The 24,372-nt window shown below is 71.0% G+C and carries 20 protein-coding genes; 10 read left to right on the top strand and 10 right to left on the bottom strand.

The genetic code is table 11. The features are described 5' to 3' along the window. The first annotated feature begins 37 nt into the window (after positions 1 to 37). From ACIRVK_RS22830 to ACIRVK_RS22820, 3 genes are all read left to right on the top strand, one after another. On the top strand, positions 38 to 2,029 hold the full coding sequence (locus tag ACIRVK_RS22830) for a TerD family protein (RefSeq protein WP_404249798.1): 1,992 nt from the start codon (positions 38 to 40) through the stop codon (positions 2,027 to 2,029). Positions 2,030 to 2,260: 231 nt separating this feature from the next. Continuing rightward, complete coding sequence (locus tag ACIRVK_RS22825; RefSeq protein ID WP_404249796.1) at positions 2,261 to 3,262, top strand: TerC family protein; 1,002 nt, start codon at positions 2,261 to 2,263, stop codon at positions 3,260 to 3,262. A gap of 205 nt (positions 3,263 to 3,467) precedes the next feature. Beyond that, positions 3,468 to 4,568, top strand: coding sequence for a calcium:proton antiporter (locus ACIRVK_RS22820; RefSeq protein ID WP_404249794.1), 1,101 nt, complete (start codon positions 3,468 to 3,470; stop codon positions 4,566 to 4,568). A gap of 16 nt (positions 4,569 to 4,584) precedes the next feature. Here the strand turns inward: ACIRVK_RS22820 and ACIRVK_RS22815 are convergent, their stop codons facing one another. Next, positions 4,585 to 5,856 (bottom strand): MFS transporter, encoded by a 1,272-nt coding sequence (locus ACIRVK_RS22815; protein ID WP_404249792.1) that lies wholly within the window; start codon positions 5,854 to 5,856, stop codon positions 4,585 to 4,587. A gap of 92 nt (positions 5,857 to 5,948) precedes the next feature. Further along, entirely contained in the window at positions 5,949 to 6,995 is a 1,047-nt protein-coding gene (locus ACIRVK_RS22810) for a S66 peptidase family protein (RefSeq protein WP_404249790.1), read from the bottom strand. Positions 6,996 to 7,080: 85 nt separating this feature from the next. Between ACIRVK_RS22810 and aroQ the strand changes: the two genes are divergently transcribed. After that, positions 7,081 to 7,554 (top strand): type II 3-dehydroquinate dehydratase, encoded by a 474-nt coding sequence (aroQ, locus tag ACIRVK_RS22805; RefSeq protein WP_404249788.1) that lies wholly within the window; start codon positions 7,081 to 7,083, stop codon positions 7,552 to 7,554. A gap of 26 nt (positions 7,555 to 7,580) precedes the next feature. Here aroQ and ACIRVK_RS22800 read toward each other — a convergent pair whose 3' ends face one another. The 5 genes from ACIRVK_RS22800 to ACIRVK_RS22780 form a co-directional block, all read right to left on the bottom strand. Next, entirely contained in the window at positions 7,581 to 8,333 is a 753-nt protein-coding gene (locus ACIRVK_RS22800; protein ID WP_404249786.1) for an amino acid ABC transporter ATP-binding protein, read from the bottom strand. Further along, entirely contained in the window at positions 8,330 to 9,247 is a 918-nt protein-coding gene (locus ACIRVK_RS22795; protein ID WP_404249784.1) for an amino acid ABC transporter permease, read from the bottom strand. Before ACIRVK_RS22795 ends, ACIRVK_RS22800 begins: the two co-directional genes overlap by 4 nt. Further along, the gene (locus tag ACIRVK_RS22790; RefSeq protein WP_404249782.1) at positions 9,244 to 10,128 is read right to left on the bottom strand and encodes an ABC transporter substrate-binding protein; all 885 of its coding nucleotides are present in this window, start codon (positions 10,126 to 10,128) and stop codon (positions 9,244 to 9,246) included. The genes ACIRVK_RS22795 and ACIRVK_RS22790 overlap by 4 nt, the downstream gene beginning before the upstream one ends. A 306-nt stretch (positions 10,129 to 10,434) precedes the next feature. After that, complete coding sequence (locus tag ACIRVK_RS22785) at positions 10,435 to 11,091, bottom strand: MBL fold metallo-hydrolase (RefSeq protein WP_404249780.1); 657 nt, start codon at positions 11,089 to 11,091, stop codon at positions 10,435 to 10,437. An 88-nt stretch (positions 11,092 to 11,179) separates the two neighbouring features. Continuing rightward, entirely contained in the window at positions 11,180 to 11,866 is a 687-nt protein-coding gene (locus ACIRVK_RS22780) for a maleylpyruvate isomerase family mycothiol-dependent enzyme (protein WP_404249778.1), read from the bottom strand. A 223-nt stretch (positions 11,867 to 12,089) separates the two neighbouring features. Between ACIRVK_RS22780 and uvrA the strand changes: the two genes are divergently transcribed. Continuing rightward, a complete protein-coding gene (gene uvrA, locus ACIRVK_RS22775; protein ID WP_404249776.1) occupies positions 12,090 to 15,095 on the top strand; it encodes an excinuclease ABC subunit UvrA in 3,006 nt (1,001 codons plus the stop codon). A 135-nt stretch (positions 15,096 to 15,230) separates the two neighbouring features. Here the strand turns inward: uvrA and ACIRVK_RS22770 are convergent, their stop codons facing one another. Further along, positions 15,231 to 16,142 (bottom strand): carbohydrate kinase, encoded by a 912-nt coding sequence (locus ACIRVK_RS22770; protein WP_404249774.1) that lies wholly within the window; start codon positions 16,140 to 16,142, stop codon positions 15,231 to 15,233. Then, positions 16,139 to 17,230: a LacI family DNA-binding transcriptional regulator gene (locus tag ACIRVK_RS22765; RefSeq protein WP_404249772.1), complete on the bottom strand. Its 1,092-nt coding sequence runs from the start codon at positions 17,228 to 17,230 to the stop codon at positions 16,139 to 16,141. Before ACIRVK_RS22765 ends, ACIRVK_RS22770 begins: the two co-directional genes overlap by 4 nt. A 238-nt stretch (positions 17,231 to 17,468) precedes the next feature. Here ACIRVK_RS22765 and ACIRVK_RS22760 point away from each other — a divergent pair, with 238 nt between their 5' ends. Then, positions 17,469 to 17,894, top strand: a complete 426-nt coding sequence (locus tag ACIRVK_RS22760) for a Rieske (2Fe-2S) protein (protein WP_404249770.1) — start codon at positions 17,469 to 17,471, stop codon at positions 17,892 to 17,894. A gap of 20 nt (positions 17,895 to 17,914) precedes the next feature. Here the strand turns inward: ACIRVK_RS22760 and ACIRVK_RS22755 are convergent, their stop codons facing one another. Further along, the gene (locus ACIRVK_RS22755; protein ID WP_404249768.1) at positions 17,915 to 18,871 is read right to left on the bottom strand and encodes a hypothetical protein; all 957 of its coding nucleotides are present in this window, start codon (positions 18,869 to 18,871) and stop codon (positions 17,915 to 17,917) included. A gap of 313 nt (positions 18,872 to 19,184) precedes the next feature. Between ACIRVK_RS22755 and uvrC the strand changes: the two genes are divergently transcribed. Genes uvrC through whiA form a run of 4 tightly spaced genes read left to right on the top strand, consistent with a single transcriptional unit; the run spans position 19,185 to position 24,257 of the window. Continuing rightward, complete coding sequence (gene uvrC, locus ACIRVK_RS22750; RefSeq protein WP_404249766.1) at positions 19,185 to 21,257, top strand: excinuclease ABC subunit UvrC; 2,073 nt, start codon at positions 19,185 to 19,187, stop codon at positions 21,255 to 21,257. Continuing rightward, positions 21,254 to 22,213, top strand: a complete 960-nt coding sequence (gene rapZ, locus ACIRVK_RS22745) for an RNase adapter RapZ (RefSeq protein WP_404249764.1) — start codon at positions 21,254 to 21,256, stop codon at positions 22,211 to 22,213. Before uvrC ends, rapZ begins: the two co-directional genes overlap by 4 nt. Further along, positions 22,210 to 23,277, top strand: a complete 1,068-nt coding sequence (gene yvcK, locus ACIRVK_RS22740) for a uridine diphosphate-N-acetylglucosamine-binding protein YvcK (RefSeq protein WP_404249762.1) — start codon at positions 22,210 to 22,212, stop codon at positions 23,275 to 23,277. Before rapZ ends, yvcK begins: the two co-directional genes overlap by 4 nt. After that, positions 23,268 to 24,257, top strand: a complete 990-nt coding sequence (gene whiA / locus ACIRVK_RS22735) for a DNA-binding protein WhiA (protein ID WP_404249760.1) — start codon at positions 23,268 to 23,270, stop codon at positions 24,255 to 24,257. Before yvcK ends, whiA begins: the two co-directional genes overlap by 10 nt. Positions 24,258 to 24,372: the final 115 nt, after the last annotated feature.

The raw sequence follows: 24,372 nt of genomic DNA, 5'->3' as shown, positions 1-24,372 counted from the left end.
CACGGGACGACGGCAGCGACACAGGGGGGCTGGGGCGATGACGGCCGAGCTGGTGCGGGGACAGAACCATCCGCTCTCCGAGGCCCGTCTGGAGATCCGGATCTCGGCCGGCACGCCGGTGGTCGCCACGGCCGCGCTCAGCGACGACAACGGCAAGTCCCGTGGCGTCGAATGGATCGCCCATCCCGGCGCGCCCGCCCTGCCCGGCCTCGAGGTCTCCCGGCAAGCGGCCGCCGATCACCGCCTCACGGTGGACCTGGACTCCCTGCCCGAGGCCGTGCACCGCGTCGATGTGCTGCTCGCCCTGCCCATGGGAGGTCCCCAGAGCTTCGGCGTCGTCGCCGCTCCCTTCGTCGCCGTCACCGGCCTGGACGGCACCGAGGTCGCCACCTACACCATCGCCGGTCTGGACGCCGAGTCGGCGGTCGTCGCCCTGGAGCTGTACCGCCGGCAGGAAGCCTGGAAGGTGCGCGCGGTGGGCCAGGGGTACGCCGGGGGCCTCGCCGAGTTCTTCCGCGACCAGGGACTGCCCGATGCCCGGCGCCTCGCCCGCCAGGTCGACGAGGCGGCGAGCCGGAGCGTGGCCCGGTCGGTGCCGGTACCGTGGCAGCGGCCTGCGGACGGTGACCGTACGCGGCAGACGGCCCCGCAGCCCTCGACGAACCCCCACGGGCCCCGACTTCCCGGCGTCCCAGGACCGTCGGCCTCGCCCCACAGCGCTCAGGACACCTCCACGGGCAGCGTGCCGCGGCCGGAAATCCCGCCCGCGGACCCTTCCATTGCCACGGAACCCTCGGGCTCCACGTCCCGTGGCCCGATCGACTACCGCCATCCGGCCCGGCAGGCGGCCGCCCCGCCGCCACCGCCTTCGGCGTCGCCACCACCGCCCGGACAGCCCGCGCCGCCCGTCGCCGGGGACGCGACCGGTTGGTCCATGGACGAGCGGCTCTACAACCAGGTCTGGGGCATGTTCGAGGACCTGGCCCGCACCACGGCCGCGTACCGCAGCGCCGTCGACTTCGCCGACTCGCGGCTGGAGAAGGAACTCGACCAGGCCCTGGCCGATCCGCGCAGCAGGCTCGGCGGCCAGGGTGAGGCCGCGCGCGAGGCCGCCCGCGCCAAGCACGCCGACCTGGTCGACCAGGCCCGCGCGGCCCTCGACCGCGATCTCGCCCAGCTGTCCGCCGAGTCCGACGTCGTCGAACCCGCGCTGCCACCCGCCTACGCCCGCTGGGACAACCCGGTGTGGCACGGCTACCGGGTGCCGATGGAGACGCCCATGGCGCTGCGCCTGGGCGACCTCCACCTGCCCGAGAGCGAGCTGCTGCGCATCCCGATGCTGGTACGGCTGCCGCTGGAACGCGGGCTGTGGATCGACGCCGGAGCGGCCGGGACGTACGACGAATCGTCCGCCGACGCCCATGAGCTGCGCCACCTCGCGACGGAGACGGCGGTGGCCCTCGCGGCCCGGCTGCTCGCGGTCCATCCGGCCGGCGAGTTCACCGTGCATGTCGTCGACCCGGCGGGATCCGCGGCCCAGGCGCTCGCGCCGCTGGTGCGGGCCGGCGTGCTCGCCCCGCCGCCGGCCCTGGGCGCGGCGGGCGTCGCGGACGTCCTGACCCGGCTCACCGAGCGCGTCGACCTGGTGCAGATGGCGGTGCGCGGCCGAGCGGCCGACTCCCTCCCGCCCGGTGTGGACACCGCCGGGCAGCTGCTGATCGTCAACGACTTCCCGCACGGGTTCGACGACCGGGCGGTGACCCAGCTGCGCTACCTGGCGGACGAGGGACCTGCCGTCGGCGTGCACCTGATGATGGTCGCGGACCGTGAGGACGCCGCCGGTTACAGTCCTCTGCTCGATCCGTTGTGGCGTTCGCTGCTGCGACTGACGCCGCTGCCCGACGACCATCTCGCGGATCCGTGGGTCGGCCATGCCTGGACGTACGAGCCGGCCCTCGTGCCGCCCGGCAGCCAGATCCTGCAGCAGGTGCTCGTAAAGGTCGCCGCTGCCCGAGCCAAGCACTGGTAAAGTGGCTCTAGCCTGCTAATTTTGTTTTTCCTTTACTTTTATCTTTACTCTTCCTTGGTGAATGGGGTACTGTTTTCCTCACGGAGGGGAGTACTCCCTACCTGCTGCGGCGCACCCGTCAGTACGGATCAACCAGATCCCGGGGCGTCGGCCCAGGGCCCCGTGCCTAGGTGGAAGAGACCTCCGGTAGCGACGACGTTGACCTTTGCCGTTACGTATGCCGGAGGCGCAGTGGATGTTTCCCCGACCCTGTGGGTCCTGACCATCGTGGGCCTTGCCGCCCTCATCGCGGTCGACTTCTTCATCGGCCGCAAACCGCACGACGTCTCGATCAAGGAAGCCGGGATCTGGACCGTCGTCTGGATCGCCCTCGCCGCGCTCTTCGGGCTCGGGCTGCTCCTCTTCGGCGGCGGCCAGGCCGGCGGCGAGTTCTTCGCGGGCTTCATCACGGAGAAGTCGCTGAGCGTCGACAACCTCTTCGTCTTCGTCCTGATCATGGCGAAGTTCGCCGTGCCCTCGCAGTACCAGCAGCGGGTGCTGCTCGTCGGCGTGCTCATAGCCCTGGTCCTGCGGGCGGTCTTCATCGCCGCGGGCGCCGCGATCCTCGCCAGCTTCTCCTGGGTGTTCTACCTCTTCGGCGCCTTCCTGATCTGGACCGCCTGGAAGCTCATCCAGGAGGCCAGGGCCGATGAGGACGAGGAGGAGTTCGAGGAGAACAAGCTGCTCCGGGCCGCCGAGCGTCGGTTCGGTGTCGCCGATCGCTACCACGGCACCAAGCTGTGGATCCAGCAGAACGGCAAGCGGGTCATGACGCCGATGCTGGTCGTGATGCTCGCGATCGGCACCACGGACGTCCTGTTCGCCCTCGACTCCATCCCCGCGATCTTCGGTCTGACCCAGGACCCGTACATCGTGTTCACCGCGAACGCCTTCGCGCTGATGGGTCTTCGGCAGCTGTACTTCCTCATCGGCGGCCTGCTCAAGAAGCTGGTCCACCTCAGTTACGGCCTGTCGATCATCCTGGGCTTCATCGGCGGCAAGCTGGTGCTGCACGCGCTGCACGAGTCGGGTGTGCACGTCCCGGAGATCTCCATACCGGTTTCCCTGGGCGTGATCTGCTCGGTTCTGATCGTCACGACGATAACCAGCCTGAGGGCGTCAAGGAAGCAGGCGGCGGCCGAGGCCGCGCAGTCGCGGGGCGAAGGCGCTCCGAAGGACAGCATCCAAGCCTGACCACGCCCGACGGAGGAACAGCGAGGAGGCCATGGCCGACAACGACGCCCCGGAGACGGCCGAGTTCGCGCAGCGGGTGACCGCGTAGTGCACCCGGCCACCGTCCTTCACCGACTGCGACCTGGAAGGGATGACCGCAAGTGATGTGCGCCAGGCCCCGCCATGCCGGAAAGCGGGGGCTGTGCCCCTCTGCGAGGATCGCTCCATGATCGCTCGGCTCAGGTCGCTCACCACCGGGTGGACGCTTTTCGTGCCGGTACTGGCGGTCGTCCTGCTGGTCCTCACCTGGGGGCGCGATCTGCCGGGCGCCGTGGTCGCCGTGGTGACCCTGGTCCTCGCGGGGGCCGTCCTGGCCGCCGTGCACCACGCCGAGGTGGTCGCCCACCGCGTCGGTGAGCCGTTCGGCTCGCTCGTTCTGGCCATCGCCGTCACCATCATCGAGGTGGCGCTGATCGTCACCCTGATGGTGGACGGCGGCGACAAGAGCTCGACCCTGGCCAGGGACACGGTCTTCGCGGCCGTGATGATCACGTGCAACGGCATCGTCGGTCTCTGCCTCCTCGTCGCCTCCCTCCGCCATGGCACGGCCGTGTTCAACCCCGAGGGCACCGGCGCCGCCCTCGCGACCGTGGCCACCCTGGCCACGCTCAGCCTGGTTCTGCCGACGTTCACCACCAGCAAGCCCGGCCCGGAGTTCTCCGCCGTGCAGTTGAGCTTCGCGGCGGTCTCGTCGCTGATCCTCTACGGCCTGTTCGTCACGACCCAGACCGTGAGGCACCGCGACTACTTCCTGCCCATCACCCACCACGGCGAGGTGATCACCGCCGACGACCACGCCCACGGGTCCTCCGCGCGTACCGCCTGGATCAGCCTGGGCCTGCTCGGGCTCGCCCTGATCGGTGTGGTGGGTCTCGCCAAGGGGGTGTCGCCCGCGATCGAGTCGGGAGTCGAGGCCGCAGGACTGCACCATGCCGTCGTCGGTGTGATCATCGCCCTCCTGGTGCTGCTCCCCGAGACCATCGCCGCCCTGCGCTCGGCCCGCCGCGACCGCGTGCAGACCAGCCTGAACCTCGCGCTGGGCTCCGCCATGGCGAGCATCGGACTGACCATCCCCGCGGTCGCCCTGGCCTCCGTCTGGCTCTCCGGCCCGCTCGTCCTCGGCCTCGGCTCCACCCACATGGTGCTGCTCGCCCTGACGGTGGCGGTCAGTTCGCTGACCGTCGTGCCCGGCCGGGCCACCCCGTTGCAGGGAGGCGTCCATCTCGTCCTGCTCGCGGCGTACCTGGAACTGGCGATCAACCCGTAGAACGTGCCCGCACGCCTCATCCGGTGACCGGCTCCACCACCCCGGGCCGCACCGGCCGTGTCTCCGGCAGCAGCGCGAAGCAGCCGAGGCTCAGCAGCGCGATCCCGGTCAGATAGGCGCCGACACCCCACGGCACCCGGCCCCCGTGCCCGGCGAGCGCCGTCGCCGCGATCGGCGTGAGGGCGCCCCCGAGCACCCCGCCGAGGTTGTAGCCGACGGCGGCGCCCGTGCAGCGCACCCGGGGCTCGTACAGCTCGGGGAGATACGCCGCGATCACGCCGAACATGGTGACGAAAGCCAACAGGGCGCCCAGGAAGCCGAGGAACATCAGCAACGGTTCACCGGTCGCGAGCAGGCCGACCATCGGGAACATCCACAGGGCTGCCGCGGTGCAGCCGGCCAGGCACATCGGCCGCCGCCCGAAGCGGTCCCCGAGCAGCGCGGCCACCGGTGTGAGCGCACCCTTCACCACCACGGCGGCCATGACGCAGGTCAGCATGAGGGTACGGCTCACCCCGAGCCGCTCCGTCCCGAACGCGAGGGACCAGGTCGTGACCGAGTAGAAGATGGCGTACCCGACCGCGAGAGCTCCGGCCGTCAGCAGGACGAGTCGCCAGTGCTCGCGCACGACCTCCGCGAGCGGCACGCGCGCGTGGTCGTCGAGGCCGAGGAAACCGGGGCTCTCGGCGAGCGACGACCGCAGCCACAGGCCCACAGCGGCCAGCAGCCCCGCCGTCCAGAACGGCACCCGCCAGCCCCACGCCGCGAACTGCGCCTCGGGCAGCGCGGCGGACAGGGCCAGCACCACGCCATTGGCGAGCAGGAACCCCAGGGCGGGACCGACCTGCGGGAAACTCGACCACAGGGCGCGCCGTTCGGCGGGCGCGTGCTCCGCGGTCAGCAGCACGGCCCCGCCCCACTCCCCGCCGACCCCCAGTCCCTGCAGAAACCGCAGCACCAGCAGCAGCACCGGGGCGGCCACGCCGATCGAGCCGTACGAAGGCACGCAGCCCACCGCGACCGTCGAGGCGCCGGTCAGCAGCAGGGAACCGACGAGGACCGGGCGACGGCCACGCCGGTCCCCGATGTGCCCGAACAGCACCGATCCCAGGGGGCGGGCGACGAATCCCACCCCGAACGTCCCGAAGGCGGCCAGCGTGCCCGCCACCGGCGAGAAGGTCGGAAAGAACAGCGGCCCCAGCACCAGCGCGGCCGCCGTCCCGTAGACGAAGAAGTCGTAGAACTCGATGGCCGTGCCGGCGAGCGAGGCGGTCGCGAGTCGCAGCATGGAAGGCGGCCTTACGGAGCGTACGTCGTGCATGCCGCGTCAACTACCCACCGTGACCACCGGTTACGGGGGCGTGCGGAGGCGTCCGCTTGTCAGTAGGTGACCGTGATGCGCCGGGCGGGGCCGTCGACGCGGACGGTGCCGCCGTAAGGGATGACGAGCTGGGGATCGGTGTGGCCGAAGTCCACGTCGAAGACGATCGGGGTGTCGGAGGCATACATACGCATGGCGCGCAGCACGGCCTCGCGCTGCTCCGCGGCGTAACGCGCGCCTTCCTCGGGGCTGTTGGGGCGTTCGAAGGACCAGGTCTTGGCCCTTCCCATCAAAAGGGCGGAGAAACGTCGCAGCAGGCCGCGCTCGCCCATGTTGCGCAGGGTGCGGAAGACCTCGGTGGCGCTGGGGAGTTCCTCGGAGGTCTCCAGGAACAGCACCGAGCCGTCGTACACGCTCAGGTCGTGCGCTACCTCGCGGTCGGCCATCAGCAGCCAGCCGAGGATCTCCAGGTTGCCGCCCCAACTGCGGCCCTCCACCACCCGGTCGGCGTTCACCCAGGTCCAGCCGGCGCCCGGGACGGTCTCCGGCTCGGCCTCGAAGGTCGCGGGGTCGGCCCAGTCGCGGTTGACGTCGGTCCAGCGGTCGGCGGGCCGCAGTTCGTAGGGGCCGGAGGTGAACAGCGCGGCGCGCAGCGAGTCGGCGGTCAGCTCGTTCATGGCGCCGGGACGGCCCAGGGCGGTCATCACCGTCGCGCCGTGGTATCCGACGATTCCGGTGTTGTAGAGGTACGCCAGCAGGTTCGTGTTGTCGCTCATCCCGAAGAACGGCTTGGGGTTCGCCCGGATCAACTCCCGGTCCAGCAGCGGCAGAACGGTGATCTGGTCGTCACCGCCGATGGAGGCCATGACCGCCTTGACGTCGGGGTCGGCGAACGCGGCGTGGATGTCGTCGGCCCGCTCCCGGGGCGTCGAACCCATCGTGCGGGTGGCCGGATACTCCACCGGTTCGAGGCCGTACTCCTTGCGCAGCCGCTCCAGGCCCAGTTCGTGGGGGCGCGGGAACAGCCCGGGCAGGCCGCTGCCCGGAGAGATGACGGCTATGCGGTCGCCGGGCGTGGGCTTGGGCGGATACGAGATCGTCGTCATGGCGGGAGGGTACGGGCCGCCGGGTGCACGGCGCAGCGTGATAAACCGGGTCCGAGCAGCCCACCCGCACCGGACCGGAGGAACCGTGCCCCGCAGCCTGGCCAATGCCCCGATCATGATCCTCAACGGGCCCAACCTGAACCTCCTCGGCCAGCGCCAGCCGGAGATCTACGGCAGGGAGACCCTGGCCGACGTCGAGGCCCTGTGCGTCAAGGCGGCGGCCGCGCACGGCGGCACCGTGGACTTCCGGCAGTCCAACCACGAGGGCGAACTGGTCGACTGGATCCACGAGGCGCGGACGAACCACTGCGGGATCGTCATCAATCCGGGGGCCTACTCGCACACCTCGGTCGCGATTCTGGACGCGCTCAACACCTGCGACGGGCTGCCGGTGATGGAGGTGCACATCTCCAACATCCACCAGCGCGAGTCCTTCCGGCACCACTCCTACGTCTCGCTGCGCGCCGACGGGGTCATCGCGGGGTGTGGCGTGCAGGGATACGTGTTCGGCGTGGAGCGGGTCGTGGCGCTGGTGGGGGCGGCGCGGGCCGAGGCGTAAGCCCCGGCCGCCATGGCGCGCGCCCCTTACAGGCGCCCCGCCTCCACGATCCGCTTCAGGAACTGCCGAGTGCGTTCCTGCTGCGGGTCGCCGAAGACCTGTTCGGCACTTCCGCGCTCCAGGACGACACCCGCGTCCAGGAAGCAGACCTGGTCGGCGACATCGCGGGCGAAGCCCATCTCGTGCGTGGCGAGCACCATGGTCATGCCGTCGTCCTTGAGGTCGCGGACGACGGTCAGGACCTCGCCGACCAGTTCCGGGTCGAGGGCCGCGGTGATCTCGTCGAACAGCAGCAATCGGGGCCGTGCGGCGAGGGCGCGCACGATCGCCACACGCTGCTGCTGACCGCCGCTCAGCCGGTCCGGGTACTCGCCCGCCTTCCCGGACAGCCCGAGCCGTTCCAGGAGCTCCCTGGCGCGTTCCTCGGCCTCCGCACGGGAGACGCCGTGCACTCGCCGCGGGGCGAGCGTGATGTTCTCCAGGACCGTCATGTGCGGGAAGAGGTTGTACGCCTGGAAGACCACGCCGATACGGCGCCGAACCGCGTCCTGGTCGGCGCGGGGGTCGGTGATCTCCTCGCCGTCCAGCCAGATCGCGCCGTCGTCGATCTCCTCCAGGAGGTTCGCGCACCTCAGCAGCGTCGACTTGCCGGAACCGGACGCTCCGATCAGCGCGGTCACCGTGTGCGGAGCGACCTCCAGGTCGACGTCCCGCAGGACCACCGAGCCGCCGAACGTCTTGCGCACGGACTCCATGCGCAGCACGGGCGTGTCGCTCATATCGATCCTCCCTGGGCCTGCCTGCGGTCCATCCGGGCCGTCACCCAGTCCGTGAAGCGGGTCATCGGAATGGTCAGCGCCACGAAGACCAACCCGGCCACGATGTACGGCGTGTAGTTGAGGCTGCGGCCCACGATGATGTCGGCCGCCCGTACGGCGTCGATCGCGCCGCCGATCGAGACCAGCCCCGTGTCCTTCTGCAGCGACACCAGGTCGTTCAGCAGCGGCGGCACCTGACGGCGCACGGCCTGCGGCAGCACCACGTACCGCAGCGCCTGCCGGTTGGTCAGACCCAGCGAACGGGCCGCCGCGCGCTGCGAGGGATGCACGGACTCGATGCCGGCCCGGAACACCTCGGCCACGTACGCCGAATAGGTCAGCGTGAGCGCCGTACCGCCGAGGAGGACCGGGTCGACGGTCACGCCTTGGAGGCGCAGCGCCGGGACGCCGAAGACCACGATCATCAGGTTGATGAGCAGGGGCAGCCCGCGGAAGAAGTCGGTGTACGCGGCGGCGAGCACCCTGAGGGGGAAGAACACCGGACCGCGCAGCGTGCGCGCGATGGCGATCAGCATGCCGAGGACCAGGACCGCCACGCCGCAGACCAGCAGCAGCCGGACGTTCAGCCACAGCCCTTCGAGGACCTTGGGGAACGCCTCGCGCGCGTACTGCCCGTTGAAGAACGTCTCCCTGGTGCGCGGCCAGCCCGGCGCGTTGACGACCACCAGGTAGAGGACGACGGCCGTGACGAGGGTCGAGAGCGCGGCGACCGCCGTCGCGCGACGGGCACGCGCGCGTTTGGAGGCCTCGCGCTCGACACGCCGCTGCGACGGCACGTATCCGTCGCCTCCGCCGGGCAGCCCACCCTTGCCGTCCGCGCTCTCCCGGCCGGACTCCTCCTTGGCGACCGTCACTTGAGCACCGGTGCGTCGACGGCGTCCGAGAGCCACTGCTTCTCGATCTTCGCCAGCGTGCCGTCCTTGCGCAGGGCGTCGACCGCGCCCGACACGCACGAGGTGAGCGCGCTGTCCTTGTCGAGCACCAGCCCGAACTGCTCCGGCGTACGGCCCTGGTTCTCGAACTGGCCGACGATCTTGGCGTTGGTGACCTCGGCCGCCGTGATGTAGAAGGCGGTGGGCAGGTCGGTGACGATGGCGTCCACCTGACCGTTCTTCAGCGCGGACTTGGCCTGGTCGTTCTTGGCGTAGACGGCGGCCTGCTGCTTCGGCTTCACCACGTCGGTGATGTAGTTCAGGCTGGTCGTGCCGACCTGGGCGCCCAGCTTGAGGTTCTTCAGGTCCGCGATGCTGGTCGCCTTCGCGGCCTTGGAGCCCTTGAGGGCGATGACGGCCTGGCGCACGTCATAGTAGCCGGAGGAGAAGTCCACGGCCCTTCGGCGCTCGTCGCTGATGGACACCTGGTTGATGTCGAAGTCGAAGGTCTTCGCACCGGGCGCGAAGGCCTTGTTGAAGGGCACGCTCTGCCAGACGACCGCGCTCTTGGCGTACCCGAGTTGCTGCGCCACCGCGTACGCCACCGCCGACTCGAAGCCCTGGCCGTTGGCGGGCTTGTCGTCCTTGAACCACGGCTCGTACGCAGGCTCGTCGGTGGCGATCGTCAGCTTGCCGGACGTCTTGGTTGCCAACTTGCCCTTGGCGCAGGTGTTTCCGGCCGACCCGGACGGCGAGGCGGCCGCCTTCCCCTCGGGCTGCGGAGCGCAGCCGACGGCGGTGGCGAGCAGGGTGATCGTTGCCGCGGCTACGGCGCGGCGCAGTGCGCTGGGGGCGAGATGCATGGCGGGAGATTGACAGCCGATCGCCCCGTTTGTCGAGGTCACGACCGTAATTGTCCGCATAGTGGGAACGGGTGTTGCAGTCCTGTGAACAGTTCCCGACGGACGCCGGGGCCGCCGGCCGAGGGCGGGGATTCGAAAGACCGGCGGCCCCGTACCGCGCAGGAGCCGTCATCCTGTGCGGGGCTCCCTCCAGTTGACTGCGCAACCAAGTACACCGGGAGCGCGCGCATGACACCGGCGCGTGCGAAGGGTTCACACGGGGCGCGCGCACCGAAGCGCGCCCCCTCGGCCGGGCCGGCCCAACGTTCACCACCCGCGCGCGTGCCACTCCGGAAGGTGCGGGCGCTCCGCGCCCAGGGTGGTGTCGTTGCCGTGTCCCGGGTAGACCCAGGTCTCGTCCGGCAGCACGTCGAAGATCTTCGTCTCCACGTCGTGGATCAGGCTGGCGAACGCCTCGGGATCCTTGCGCGTGTTGCCGACGCCGCCGGGGAACAGGCAGTCTCCCGTGAACACATGGGGATGCCCGTGCGGGTCGTCGTAGACCAGGGCGATGGAACCCGGGGTGTGCCCCACGAGGTGGCGCGCGGTGAGCTCCACCCGGCCCACCCGGATGGTGTCGCCGTCGTCGACGAGGACGTCGGTCGGCACCCGGATGCCGGTGGCGTCGTCCCGGCCCGCGTAGGTGCGGGCGCCGGTGGCCGAGACGACCTGCGCGAGTGCCTGCCAGTGGTCGCCGTGCTGGTGCGTGGTGACCACGGAGGCGATGCCGTCGTCGCCGATCATGCCGAGCAGGGTGTGCGCGTCGTTGGCCGCGTCGATCAGCAACTGCTCGTCCGTGGCACGGCAGCGCAGCAGATAGGCGTTGTTGTCCATCGGGCCGACCGCGATCTTGGTGATCATCAGGTCCTTGAGCTCGTGCACGTCCGCCGGGCCGCCGACCGTCACCTGTCCGCTGTACGTCATGGCGGTCAGCCTATAGCGGGGGAGCGCGCCGGAGTCCCCGCAAAGGGCCGTGCGGGCACGGCAGAACCACGGCGGGGACTCCGGCCCGTCACAGCGGCGGGAGCTTCGGCAGCGCGCCGCCTTCCGCCGTCAGCCCCGAGCCGTCGCGCCGCCCGGCGAGCCAGCCGAGCAACTCCGGCGCCGAGCCGGTGACGGTGACCTCCGGCGCCGCCGCCTCCCGTCCCGTGCGCCACGCGCGCGTACCGTCCGTCAGCCGGGCGGCGGCCACCTCCGGATGCCCCGAGAAGCGCTCGGCGAGGAAGTCGATCTCCCGCCGCACGAACTCGGCGGGCAGATCCTCCAGCTCGTACCCGGTGCCGAGGTCCACATGGTGCAGCTCCACCTCGGCCCAGCGGCGGAACGGCACCTGCGACGCCGAGTCGGTTACCCCGTTGCGCAGCTCCACCGTGCGCGACCAGTCGGCCGGTACGGCCCCCGCCTCCTGGAAGCGCGCCGCGCTCTCCCGCAGGTCGGCGAGCTGGACGTCCAGGGGGCGCGGGGCGTCCCGCTCGATGTCGGCGTCGCGTGCTTCGGCCGACGGATACATGGGCCGGCCCTCCAGGACGTTCACGAGGGCCTCCGCGTTGCGGGCCAGGTGGGCGAGGACGTGGCCGCGGCTCCAGCCGGGAAGCCGTGACGGCTCGGCCACCGAGGCGTTGTCCAGTTCGGCGGCTGCGGTGAGCAGCCGGTCCGTCGCGTCACGTACAGACGCCAGGTCATGACCGTGATCAATCATGGTGCTGACCCTAGCCCGGCCACACCTTTGGGTGAAGGTGGTGAAGCCGTGCCGTAAATCGAATGCGCGTGCTATATGGTCGGCGGTGGCGTCGGGCATGCTGGAGGGCCGGGGATTGTTATCCATCCGGGAATCCGACCGGCGTTGTCAGTGGCTCCCCCTAGTCTGAAGAAGCACGGGGGCCCCGCCCCTGTCACTTCTCTCAAGAAAGGTGCGGACCGGCGTGGCCGACCGTCTCATCGTCCGTGGCGCGCGCGAGCACAATCTGAAGAATGTCTCGCTCGACCTGCCGCGCGACTCGCTCATCGTCTTCACGGGCCTGTCGGGGTCGGGCAAGTCCTCGCTGGCCTTCGACACCATTTTCGCCGAGGGGCAGCGGCGCTACGTCGAGTCGCTCTCCTCGTACGCCCGACAGTTCCTCGGCCAGATGGACAAGCCGGACGTCGACTTCATCGAGGGCCTGTCGCCGGCGGTCTCCATCGACCAGAAGTCGACCTCGCGCAACCCGCGCTCGACGGTGGGCACCATCACCGAGGTCTACGACTACCTGCGCCTGCTCTTCGCCCGCATCGGCAAGCCGCACTGTCCCGAGTGCGGTCGCCCGATCTCGCGCCAGTCGCCGCAGGCCATCGTGGACAAGGTCCTCGAACTGCCGGAGGGCAGCCGCTTCCAGGTGCTGTCCCCGCTGGTGCGGGAGCGCAAGGGCGAGTTCGTCGACCTCTTCGCCGACCTGCAGACCAAGGGGTACAGCCGCGCGCGCGTGGACGGCGGGACCATCCAGCTCTCCGACCCTCCCACGCTGAAGAAGCAGGAGAAGCACACCATCGAGGTGGTCGTCGACCGCCTCACGGTGAAGGACTCCGCCAAGCGCCGCCTCACCGACTCCGTGGAGACCGCCCTGGGGCTGTCCGGCGGCATGGTCGTGCTCGACTTCGTCGACCTCCCCGAGGGCGACCCCGAGCGCGAGCGCATGTACTCGGAGCACCTGTACTGCCCGTACGACGACCTGTCCTTCGAGGAGCTGGAGCCCCGCTCCTTCTCCTTCAACTCGCCCTTCGGCGCCTGCCCCGAGTGCACCGGCATCGGCACCCGCATGGAGGTCGACCCCGAGCTGATCGTCCCGGACGAGGACAAGACGCTCGACGAGGGCGCCATCCACCCCTGGTCGCACGGACACACCAAGGACTACTTCGGCCGTCTGATCGGCGCCCTCGCGGACGCGTTGGGATTCCGGACCGACATCCCCTTCGCGGGCCTGCCCCAGCGCGCCAAGAAGGCCCTGCTGTACGGCCACAAGACGCAGATCGAGGTGCGCTACCGCAACAGGTACGGCCGCGAGCGCGTGTACACCACGCCCTTCGAGGGTGCCGTGCCCTTCGTGAAGCGCAGGCACAGCGAGGCCGAGAGCGACGCCAGCCGTGAGCGCTTCGAGGGCTACATGCGCGAGGTGCCCTGCCCCAGCTGTGAGGGCACGCGTCTGAAGCCGATCGTCCTCGCGGTCACGATCATGGAGAAGTCGATCGCCGAGGTCTCCGCGATGTCCATCAGCGACTGCGCGGACTTCCTGGGCGAGCTCAAGCTGAGCGACCGCGACAAGAAGATCGCCGAGCGGGTGCTGAAGGAGGTCAACGAGCGGCTGCGGTTCCTGGTCGACGTCGGCCTGGACTACCTCTCGCTGAACCGCGCGGCCGGCACCCTCTCGGGCGGCGAGGCCCAGCGCATCCGCCTGGCCACCCAGATCGGCTCCGGCCTCGTCGGCGTGCTGTACGTGCTGGACGAGCCCTCCATCGGACTGCACCAGCGCGACAACCACCGGCTGATCGAGACCCTGGTCCGACTGCGCGACATGGGCAACACGCTCATCGTCGTCGAGCACGACGAGGACACCATCAAGGTCGCCGACTGGGTGGTCGACATCGGCCCCGGCGCGGGCGAGCACGGCGGCAAGGTCGTGCACAGCGGCTCCCTGAAGGAACTGCTCGCCAACGCCGAGTCGCAGACCGGCCAGTACCTGTCCGGCAAGAAGGCGATCCCCGTCCCGGACATCCGCCGTCCGCAGGACCCGTCCCGCCGGCTCACCGTGCACGGCGCCCGCGAGAACAACCTGCAGGACATCGACGTGTCCTTCCCGCTCGGCGTCTTCACCGCCGTCACGGGTGTGTCCGGCTCCGGCAAGTCGACGCTGGTCAACGACATCCTGTACACGCACCTGGCCCGCGAGCTGAACGGCGCGCGCAGCGTACCCGGACGGCACACGCGTGTGGACGGCGACGACCTCGTCGACAAGGTCGTGCACGTCGACCAGTCGCCCATCGGCCGTACCCCGCGGTCGAACCCGGCGACGTACACCGGTGTCTTCGACCACATCCGCAAGCTGTTCGCCGAGACCACCGAGGCGAAGGTTCGCGGCTACCAGCCCGGCCGCTTCTCCTTCAACGTCAAGGGCGGCCGCTGCGAGAACTGCGCGGGCGACGGCACCATCAAGATCGAGATGAACTTCCTGCCGGACGTCTACGTCCCGTGCGAGGTCTGCCACGGCGCCCGCTACAACCGGGAGACACTGGAGGTCCACTACAAGGGCAAGTCCATCTCCGAGGTCCTGAACATGCCGATCGAAGAGGCCATGAACTTCTTCGAGGCCGTTCCGGCGATCAACCGCCACCTCACGACGCTGAACGACGTCGGTCTCGGCTACGTCCGGCTCGGCCAGTCCGCGACCACGCTGTCCGGCGGTGAGGCACAGCGCGTGAAGCTCGCCAGCGAGCTGCAGAAGCGCTCCACCGGACGCACGGTCTACGTCCTCGACGAGCCGACCACCGGTCTGCACTTCGAGGACATCAGCAAGCTGCTGAAGGTCCTGGCCGGCCTGGTCGACAAGGGCAACACCGTCATCGTCATCGAGCACAACCTCGACGTGATCAAGACCGCCGACTGGATCATCGACATGGGGCCCGAAGGCGGCGCCGGCGGTGGACTCGTCGTCGCCGAGGGCACGCCCGAGGAGGTCGCGGGGGTCCCGGCCAGCCACACCGGCAAGTTCCTGCGCGAGGTCCTCGGCGCCGACCGCGTCAGCGACGCGGCCTCGGTGCCGGCTCCGCGCCGGACGGCGGCCAAGAAGACCGTGGCGGCCAAGGCACCGGCGAAGAAGACGGCCACGGCCAGGGCCGACAACACGGCCACGAAGAAGGCCGCTCCCGCGAAGAAGACGACGCGGGCGCGGAAGGCCTGAACCGGCTGTCCGGACATGGCGTGAGAACCGCTGTGGCGCCCCGCAGGAACTCCCTGCGGGGCGCCGCTCGTTCCATGATCAGCAGTCCTGGCCCGACGGTCCGACGAACCGCGGGTCCAGGTCCACGAACTGCCGCTACAGCTCGCCCACTTCGGACGCGTACGGCGGCTCGGCGCCCGCCCGGGAGCAGGTGATCGCGGCCGCGCGCGCCGCGAACCCCAGCAGTCGGGTCCAGCCGTCGCGGCCCAGATCCGCGAGTGCCTGGGCGGACAGGGCGTCCTGCGCGGCGAGGCCGTGCAGCAGGGCCGCGTTCACGGTGTCGCCGGCGCCGATCGTGTCGACGACGTCGACCATCTCGCCCGGCACCGGGTACACCGCGCCCCCCTGCGTGAAGGCGGTGAGCCCGTCCCCGCCGTGGGTGATCACCACGGCCGCCGGTCCGGCGGCCAGCCACTCCTTCGGGGTGCCGCCCAGCCAGCGGGCGTCCTCCTCGGACAGCTTCAGCAGGGACACCGAGGGCAGCCAGCTCTTGAAACGCGCCCGGTACGCGTCCGCGTCCGGAATGAGCCCCGTCCGGATGTTCGGGTCGAGTGCCGTGAAGACACCCTGGGAAGCCGCGGTCCGCAGCAGCGTCTCGTAGGCGGTGGCGCCGGGCTCCAGGACGAGCGAGCAGGTGCCGAAGGACACGGCTCGCGTCCCTGCGGGCAGGGACTCGGGCGCCGCGAAGAACCGGTCGGCGGTGCCGTCGACGTAGAACGAGTAGGCGGCCGAGCCGGTGCCGTCGACGGTGGCGACCGCGAGCGTGGTCGGCTCCGTGCCGCGCTGCACGGCGGACACGTCCACGCCCGCCTGTCGGAGCCCGTGCAACAAAGCCTCGCCGAAGGCGTCGTACGAGGTGCGGGAGCAGAAGGCGGTGGGGGAGCCGAGGCGGCCGAGGGCCACGGCCGTGTTGTAGGGGCCGCCGCCGAGCGCCGGCTGCAGTGCCGCGAGGGCACCCGTGCCCTGCGGTACCAGATCGATCAGGGCCTCACCGGCGACGACGATCACGAGACGGTTCCTTTCCAGAACTGCGAGGAGTGCGAGGACTGCGGGAGCTGATCGGGCGGTGTGGGAGGTGCCCCCTGCGGGCAGCCGCACGAGCTGCGGTGGACGACGGCGCACGGGAGCCGCAGGGTACGGGCAGGGCGTTCCGGGGCGGCGAGGCGGTCCAGGAGGAGCCGTACCGCCTGGGCACCGATCTCCCTGCTCGGCTGGGCGACCGCGGTGAGCCGGGGCGAGAAGAGGTCCGCCCAGGCGAAGTCGTCGAAGCAGCACAGGGCGATGTCGTCGGGCACGGACAGACCGTGGTCGCGCAGGGCGCGCAGCGCGCCGATGGTCATCGCGTTGTTGGCGGTGACCAGTGCGGTGGGCGGGGCGGCCAGGGAGAGCAGGGCCGACGTGGCGCGTTCGGCGCCGCGCGACTCGGAGTCGCCGTGCACGACGAGGCGTTCGTCGTGGGGCAGCCCGGCGGCGGTCAGGCCCTGGCGGTAACCGGCGACGCGTTCGCCGGTGGTGCTGAGCCCGGGCAGGCCGGCGACCAGGGCGATACGGCGGTGACCGAGCTCTGCGAGGTGGGTGACGAGCCGGGCGGTCGGTTCGGCGCTCTCGGCGCAGACCTGGTCACAGCGCGGCGCGCCGTCGGCCGGTGGGTCGACGAGCCGGTCGAGGAAGACGGCCGGGACCTCGTGGCGTGCGAGGTAGGCGACCAGCTCGCGCGGGTTCGCGGAAGGGGCGACGATCATGCCGTCCACGCGTCGCTCGTGCAGCAGCTGGACGACCTTGCGTTCGTGCTCGGGGTCGTCGTGCGGATCGGCGATGAGGAGGCTGTAGCCGTGTTCCAGGGCCGCGGCCTCGACGCCCTGGAGGATCTCCGTGAAGTAGGGGTTGCTGATCGCCGACACCGCGAGCCCGATGGAGCGGGTGCGCGAGGTCACCAGGGAGCGGGCGAGAGTGTTCGGGGTGTAGCCGAGCCGGTCGATCGCGTCCAGGACCGCCTGACGGGTGCGGGGGAGGACCGGCCGGGTGTCGTTGAGGACGTGCGAGACGGTGGCCACGGACACCCCGGCGCTGCGCGCCACGTCGGCCATCGTCGGCATGGCGTCTCCCCTCCCACGGACCTCTGGGTCCCTCCGCCTGCGCGGCTCGCGGCCCGCGCGCCTTGGCCTCCGCAGCCCTCCGGCGCGGAACGTATCCCATCAGGCGACGCACGTAAACGTTTGCGCAAGCGTTTACGTGCGGTCAACCCCGGCTCACCTCACCCCAACCCCGCCGAACCGGGAAGAACCGGCCGCCGATATCGTCGACGTGCACCACCCCCGAACAGTGGAGAACCGCATGCCCGGCCGCCCTTCCCCGAGCCGTCGTACCGTCCTGCGCGGAGCGGCGCTCACCCCCGTCGCCGGGCTCGGCCTGACCGCCTGCGGAGCGGCCGGCGGCACCACGGCGCCCGCCACGCCGACCGCACCGGTCGAACTCGGCAAGGACGGCGAGGTCGCCAAGGGGCAAGCCCAGCTGTACCGGGAGCACGACGTCGTGGTCAGCCGGGCCGAGAACGGCTCGCTGAAGGCGTACAGCACCATCTGCACGCACGCGGGATGCCCGATCGACAGGCTGCAGGGGACGACGCTGGTCTGCCCCTGCCACGGCAGCCAGTTCGACGCCCGGACCGGCAAGGTGCTGCGCTCGCCCGCCACCGAGCCGCTGCACGAGCTGCCGGTGGAGTCCAGGAACGGCAAGATCGTCGCCGGGCCGCGGGCCTGAGGGCCGGACTCAGGCGCGGGTCACTCCCAGTCCCACCCGATGCCCACGACCCCGGTGCGCACCCGCGGTTCGACGAGGTGGACCGAGTGGTGGCGGCCGCTGAGGGGGAGTTCCTGGCGGCCGCTGCGGGGCGCGGCCGGTGAGTGCTGGGCGAAGCGGTGGCAGCGTACGGGCAGGGCGCGCGCGTCGAAGCGCACCTGCAGCGCGTACTGGCCGCCGGCCGGTCCGAAGCCCCGGACGTACTCACGGGAGACACCGGCGGTGCCGTCCTCGACGTCGTAGCGGAAGAGGAAGGTGTCCCCGGCCCGCAGCCGCGTGTCGAACAGCAGCTCGGCCACGAGCACACCGCTGTCCCGGTGCACGCGCACGCGTCCCGTGCGGCAGTTCTCCACGGCGTGCACCCGCATGCGTTCCGGCGCGCACCCCGGGTCGCCGTGGTGGACGGCCACGAAGCGGTCGACGCCGTCCTTGTGGGCGCGCACGATGTGGTGCGACTCCCGTCCGGCCAGCTCGCGGTGCGGCCCGATGCGTATCAGCTCGTGGTGCCCGAGGGTGTGCAGGCCGCCGTCCGGCGGCAGGCGCAGCTCGGCCAGGAGCCGGTCCAGGACGTCCGAGGCCTCCACGAGGGAGCGGTAGGACCGGCTCCCGGGCCGTTGCCCCGGCCCGCCCCCGTCGGTCTCGGCCAGCAGTCGGATCAAGGACTCCTCCGGCAGCTGGAGGATCTCCTCCAGGACCCGCACGGCCCGCAGGGACTCCGGTCGCTGCGGTCGCCGGGCGCCCTGCTGCCAGTAACTCAGGCTCGTGACACCGACCTTGACCCCGTGGCGCGAAAGATGGTGCTGCACGCGCTGCAGCGGCAGTCCGCGGGCGGCGATGGCGGCGCGCAGCGCGACGTGGAAGGGGCCGCCTCGCAGGGCCGAGTCCAGTTCCGCGGTGGCGACGGCGGCGACGTCCGCGTGCTGTGTGGCGTGCGGCATGCAGGGGCCTTTCTGTGAATGCTCGCTACGGCTGGTCGGGCCGGGTTCGCGCTGAGTGTCGGGGTCACCCCGTCGGCGTCGGGGCGTCTTCACATCCGTACGCCGTCGTTCACGGCCCCGAGTTCCCCCGCATTGAAGCGTGTTGACCAAGTCCCGACAACACCTGAAGCTCAACGGCCCCGCGCGCCTGGCCGAGACCCGCGGGCCGGACGGCCGGCGCCGGATGCCTCGAAGCCCCAGGCAACGGGGCGACGCGTCGGGCGTTGTCCACAGGCCCGTCGCGGTGTCAGCCCTCGCCAGTAGGGTGTGAGACATGGCCGATCCCTCCAGCTACCGCCCCAAGCCGGGACAGATCCCGGACTCTCCCGGGGTGTACAGGTTCCGTGACGAGCACCGCCGGGTGATCTACGTCGGAAAGGCGAAGAGCCTGCGCCAGCGCCTGGCGAACTACTTCCAGGACCTGGCGAACCTGCACCCGCGCACCCGGACGATGGTCACCACCGCCGCGTCCGTGGAGTGGACCGTGGTGTCCACGGAGGTCGAGGCACTGCAGCTGGAGTACTCCTGGATCAAGGAGTACGACCCCCGGTTCAACGTCAAGTACCGCGACGACAAGAGCTACCCGTACCTCGCGGTGACGATGAACGAGGAGTTCCCGCGCGTGCAGGTGATGCGCGGCCACAAACGCAAGGGCGTCCGGTACTTCGGGCCGTACGGGCACGCGTGGGCCATCCGGGACACCGTCGACCTGCTGCTGCGCGTCTTCCCCGTGCGCACCTGCTCGGCCGGCGTCTTCAAGAACGCCTCCCGCACCGGCCGCCCCTGCCTGCTGGGCTACATCGGCAAGTGCTCCGCGCCCTGCGTCGGCCGCGTCGACCCCCAGGAGCACCGCGAACTGGCCGAGGAGTTCTGCGACTTCATGGCCGGCCGCACCGGCACCTACATCCGCCGCCTGGAGAAGCGTATGGGCGAGGCGGCCGAGGAGATGGAGTACGAGCGGGCCGCCCGGCTGCGTGACGACATCGAGGCCCTGAAGAAGGCCATGGAGAAGAACGCGGTCGTGCTCGCCGACGCGACCGACGCGGACCTGATCGCCGTCGCCGAGGACGAGCTGGAGGCGGCCGTGCAGATCTTCCACGTGCGCGGCGGACGCGTGCGCGGCCAGCGCGGCTGGGTCACCGACAAGGTCGAGGAGATCACCACCGGCGCCCTCGTCGAGCACGCACTGCAGCAGCTCTACGGCGAGGAGACGGGCGACTCCGTCCCCAAGGAGGTCCTGGTCCCCGCCCTGCCCGACCCCCTCGGGCCCGTCCAGGACTGGCTCACCGGGCGCCGCGGCTCCGGCGTCTCGCTGCGCATCCCGCAGCGCGGCGACAAGAAGGCGCTGATGGAGACCGTCGAGCGCAACGCCCAGCAGGCCCTCGCGCTGCACAAGACCAAGCGCGCCTCCGACCTCACCACGCGCTCGCGTGCCCTGGAGGAGATCGCCGACGCCCTCGACCTCGACAGCGCCCCTCTGCGCATCGAGTGCTACGACATCTCGCACCTGCAGGGCGACGACGTCGTGGCCTCCATGGTGGTCTTCGAGGACGGCCTGCAGCGCAAGAGCGAGTACCGCCGCTTCCAGATCAAGGGCTTCGCCGGTCAGGACGACGTCCGCTCGATGCACGAGGTGATCACCCGCCGCTTCCGCCGCTACCTCGCCGAGAAGGAGAAGACCGGCGAGTGGGTGGAGGACGGCCACGAGGACGGCCTCGTGGGCGAACTCGGCGGTGACCTCGGCGGCGGCCTCAAGGACGAGGACGGCCGCCCCAAGAAGTTCGCCTACCCGCCGCAGCTCGTCGTCGTCGACGGCGGACAGCCCCAGGTCGCCGCCGCCAAGAAGGCCCTCGACGAACTCGGCATCGACGACATCGCCGTCTGCGGCCTCGCCAAGCGCCTCGAAGAGGTGTGGCTGCCGGACGAGGACGACCCGGTGGTCCTTCCCCGCACCAGCGAGGGCCTCTACCTGCTCCAGCGCGTCCGGGACGAGGCCCACCGCTTCGCGATCACCTACCAGCGCACCAAGCGGGCCAAGCGCTTCAAGGCGAGCCCCCTGGACGAGGTGCCCGGCCTCGGGGACGCGCGCAAGCAGGCACTTCTGAAGCACTTCGGTTCGTTGAAGAAACTGCGGTCCGCCACCATCGACCAGATCTGCGAGGTCCCCGGCATAGGCCGCAAGACGGCCGAGACCATCGCCGTGGCCCTCGCCCAGGTGGCCCCCGCCGCACCCGCCGTCAACACGGCGACTGGAGAGATCATGGAGGAGGAACCCGATACCACGGGTTTGGGCGCGGAGCCCGTGACGACGGGCGCCCCGGACGAACGACGGGGGCAGGAGACATGAATGTGAACGAGCACGACCGGCAACAGGACCAGGGCGGAGACGGAGCACAGGTGAGTACGGGCACGACCAGCGAGACGGCCGGGCTTCCCGACGCGGCCATCCCCGAGCTGGTGATCATCTCCGGCATGTCCGGTGCGGGCAGGTCGACGGCCGCCAAGTGTCTGGAGGACCTCGGCTGGTTCGTCGTCGACAACCTGCCGCCCGCGCTGATCCCCACCATGGTGGAGCTCGGCGCCCGCTCCCAGGGCAACGTGGCGCGGATCGCGGTCGTCGTCGACGTCCGCGGCCGCCGCTTCTTCGACAACCTCCGGGAGTCCCTCGCCGACCTGGAGGCCAAGCACGTCACCCGGCGGATCGTCTTCCTGGAGTCCTCCGACGAGGCCCTGGTCCGCCGCTTCGAGTCGGTCCGCCGTCCGCACCCCCTCCAGGGCGACGGCCGCATCGTCGACGGCATCGCCGCCGAGCGCGAGCTGCTGCGCGAGCTGCGCGGCGACGCCGACCTGGTGATCGACACCTCCAGCCTCAACGTGCACGAGCTGCGCGCCAAGATGGACGCCCAGTTCGCCGGTGAGGAGGAGCCCGAGCTGCGGGCCACCGTCATGTCCTTCGGCTTCAAGTACGGCCTCCCCGTGGACGCCGACCTTGTCGCGGACATGCGCTTCCTGCCCAACCCGCACTGGGTCCCGGAGCTGCGCCCCTTCACCGGCCTCAACGAGGAGGTGGCGGCGTACGTCTTCAACCAGCCCGGCGCCAAGGAGTTCCTCGACCGCTACGCCGAACTGCTGCGCCTCATCGCGGCCGGCTACCGCCGCGAGGGCAAGCGGTACGTGACGATCGCCATCGGCTGTACCGGCGGCAAGCACCGCTCGGTGGCCATGTCGGAGAAGCTCGCCGCGCGCCTGGCGGCCGAGGGCGTGGAGACGGTGGTCGTGCACCGGGACATGGGACGGGAATGACGGAACGTTCTCCTCGGCTGAGCCGGCTGCGCCGGATGGCGCCCGACTCCCGCGCGGTACGGCAGGTCGAGGCCCGCGGCGCCCGGCCGCGCCGGCGCGGTGCCCAGCCCAAGGTCGTCGCCCTCGGCGGCGGTATGGGCCTGTCCGCCTCGCTCGCCGCCCTGCGCCGGATCACCGGCGACCTCACCGCCGTCGTCACCGTGGCCGACGACGGCGGATCCAGCGGGCGCCTGCGGGACGAGCTGGGCGTGCTGCCGCCCGGCGACCTGCGCAAGGCGCTGGCCGCGCTGTGCGGGGACGACGAGTGGGGCCAGACCTGGGCCCGGGTGATCCAGCACCGCTTCACCTCCCAGGGCGACCTGCACGACCACGCGGTCGGCAACCTCCTGATCGTCGCCCTCTGGGAGCAGCTCGGCGACCACGTCCAGGCCCTGGACCTGGTCGGCAACCTCCTCGGCGCGCACGGGCGCGTGCTGCCCATGTCCGCCGTACCCCTGGAGCTGCAGGCCCTGGTCAAGGGACACGATCCCCGGCGGCCGGAGGACGTGGACACCGTGCGCGGGCAGGCGACGGTGGCGCTGACGCCCGGCGAGGTGCAGTCCGTGCACGTGGTGCCGCACGACCCGCCCGCCGTTCCCGAGGCCGTCGAGGCCGTGCTGGACGCGGACTGGGTGGTCCTCGGCCCCGGCTCCTGGTTCTCCTCGGTCATCCCGCACCTGCTCGTGCCGCAACTCCTGGACGCCCTCACCGAGACCAAGGCCCGCCGGGTACTCTCGCTGAATCTCGCGCCGCAGCCCGGAGAAACCGAGGGCTTCTCCCCGCAGCGTCATTTGGAGGTTTTGGGACGACACGCCCCTAAACTCGCCCTGGACGTGGTGCTGGCCGACGAGGCCGCCGTGCCCGACCGTGACGTGCTCACCGAGGCCGCCGAGCGGCTCGGAGCCGCGGTCGAGCTGGCTCCGGTCGCCCGGAGGGACGGAACTCCGCGGCACGACCCGGAGCTGCTGGCCGCCGCGTACGACCGTATTTTTCGGATGCATGGAAGGATCGGCCCATGGCGATGACGGCAGCGGTGAAGGACGAGATCTCCCGGCTCCCCGTCACCCGGACCTGCTGCAGAAAGGCGGAGGTCTCCGCCATCCTGCGGTTCGCCGGCGGCCTCCACCTGGTCAGCGGGCGCATCGTGATCGAGGCGGAGCTGGACACCGCGATGGCGGCCCGGCGCCTGAAGCGGGACATCCTGGAGATCTTCGGCCACTCCTCCGAGCTGATCGTGATGGCACCCGGCGGACTGCGCCGCGGCTCGCGCTACGTCGTCCGGGTCGTCGCCGGCGGGGACCAGCTGGCCCGGCAGACCGGCCTGGTGGACGGGCGGGGCCGCCCGATCCGCGGCCTGCCCCCGCAGGTGGTCTCGGGGGCCACCTGCGACGCGGAGGCCGCCTGGCGCGGCGCCTTCCTCGCGCACGGATCGCTCACCGAGCCCGGCCGCTCCTCCTCCCTGGAGGTGACCTGCCCCGGCCCCGAGGCCGCCCTCGCCCTGGTCGGGGCCGCCCGCCGGCTGTCGATCGCCGCCAAGGCCCGCGAGGTGCGCGGCGTGGACCGGGTCGTCGTCCGCGACGGCGACGCGATCGGCGCGCTGCTGACCCGTCTCGGCGCGCACGAGTCGGTGCTGGCCTGGGAGGAGCGCCGGATGCGCCGCGAGGTGCGGGCCACGGCGAACCGTCTCGCCAACTTCGACGACGCCAACCTCCGCCGCTCCGCTCGCGCGGCCGTGGCCGCCGGCGCCCGTGTGCAGCGCGCGCTGGAGATCCTCGGCGAGGAGGTGCCCGAGCACCTCGCGGCCGCCGGACGCCTGCGCATGGAGCACAAGCAGGCGTCCCTGGAGGAGCTGGGCGCGCTCGCCGACCCGCCGCTGACCAAGGACGCGGTCGCCGGCCGTATCCGCAGGCTGCTCGCGATGGCCGACAAGCGCGCCTCCGACCTCGGCATCCCGGGCACGGAGTCGAGCATCACCGAGGAGATGGCCGACCACCTGGTCGGCTGACCCGAGGCTCCAACACGCCGGTGCCGACGCCCACTTGGGCCCGTCGGCACCGGCGTTTTACTGTCTTTGAGGCGCTCTTGACTCAGCCCTGAAGTGGCATGAGCCTGGCAAGCGA

It is taken from the genome of Streptomyces sp. NPDC101152, assembly GCF_044768275.1.
Taxonomy (GTDB): domain Bacteria; phylum Actinomycetota; class Actinomycetes; order Streptomycetales; family Streptomycetaceae; genus Streptomyces.
This window is presented reverse-complemented; position numbering and strand designations above follow the sequence as displayed.

Excerpts from the sequence above, each read along its gene's own strand:
- ACIRVK_RS22780 (WP_404249778.1), bottom strand. The coding sequence starts at position 11,866 with ATGATTGATCACGGTCATGACCTGGCGTCTGTACGTGACGCGACGGAC.
- ACIRVK_RS22830 (WP_404249798.1), top strand. The coding sequence starts at position 38 with ATGACGGCCGAGCTGGTGCGGGGACAGAACCATCCGCTCTCCGAGGCC.
- ACIRVK_RS22800 (WP_404249786.1), bottom strand. The coding sequence starts at position 8,333 with ATGAGCGACACGCCCGTGCTGCGCATGGAGTCCGTGCGCAAGACGTTC.
- yvcK (WP_404249762.1), top strand. The coding sequence starts at position 22,210 with ATGACGGAACGTTCTCCTCGGCTGAGCCGGCTGCGCCGGATGGCGCCC.
- uvrC (WP_404249766.1), top strand. The coding sequence starts at position 19,185 with ATGGCCGATCCCTCCAGCTACCGCCCCAAGCCGGGACAGATCCCGGAC.
- ACIRVK_RS22765 (WP_404249772.1), bottom strand. The coding sequence starts at position 17,230 with ATGCCGACGATGGCCGACGTGGCGCGCAGCGCCGGGGTGTCCGTGGCC.
- ACIRVK_RS22760 (WP_404249770.1), top strand. The coding sequence starts at position 17,469 with ATGCCCGGCCGCCCTTCCCCGAGCCGTCGTACCGTCCTGCGCGGAGCG.
- ACIRVK_RS22815 (WP_404249792.1), bottom strand. The coding sequence starts at position 5,856 with ATGCTGCGACTCGCGACCGCCTCGCTCGCCGGCACGGCCATCGAGTTC.
- ACIRVK_RS22785 (WP_404249780.1), bottom strand. The coding sequence starts at position 11,091 with ATGACGTACAGCGGACAGGTGACGGTCGGCGGCCCGGCGGACGTGCAC.
- rapZ (WP_404249764.1), top strand. The coding sequence starts at position 21,254 with ATGAATGTGAACGAGCACGACCGGCAACAGGACCAGGGCGGAGACGGA.
- whiA (WP_404249760.1), top strand. The coding sequence starts at position 23,268 with ATGGCGATGACGGCAGCGGTGAAGGACGAGATCTCCCGGCTCCCCGTC.
- ACIRVK_RS22820 (WP_404249794.1), top strand. The coding sequence starts at position 3,468 with ATGATCGCTCGGCTCAGGTCGCTCACCACCGGGTGGACGCTTTTCGTG.
- ACIRVK_RS22755 (WP_404249768.1), bottom strand. The coding sequence starts at position 18,871 with ATGCCGCACGCCACACAGCACGCGGACGTCGCCGCCGTCGCCACCGCG.
- ACIRVK_RS22810 (WP_404249790.1), bottom strand. The coding sequence starts at position 6,995 with ATGACGACGATCTCGTATCCGCCCAAGCCCACGCCCGGCGACCGCATA.
- ACIRVK_RS22790 (WP_404249782.1), bottom strand. The coding sequence starts at position 10,128 with ATGCATCTCGCCCCCAGCGCACTGCGCCGCGCCGTAGCCGCGGCAACG.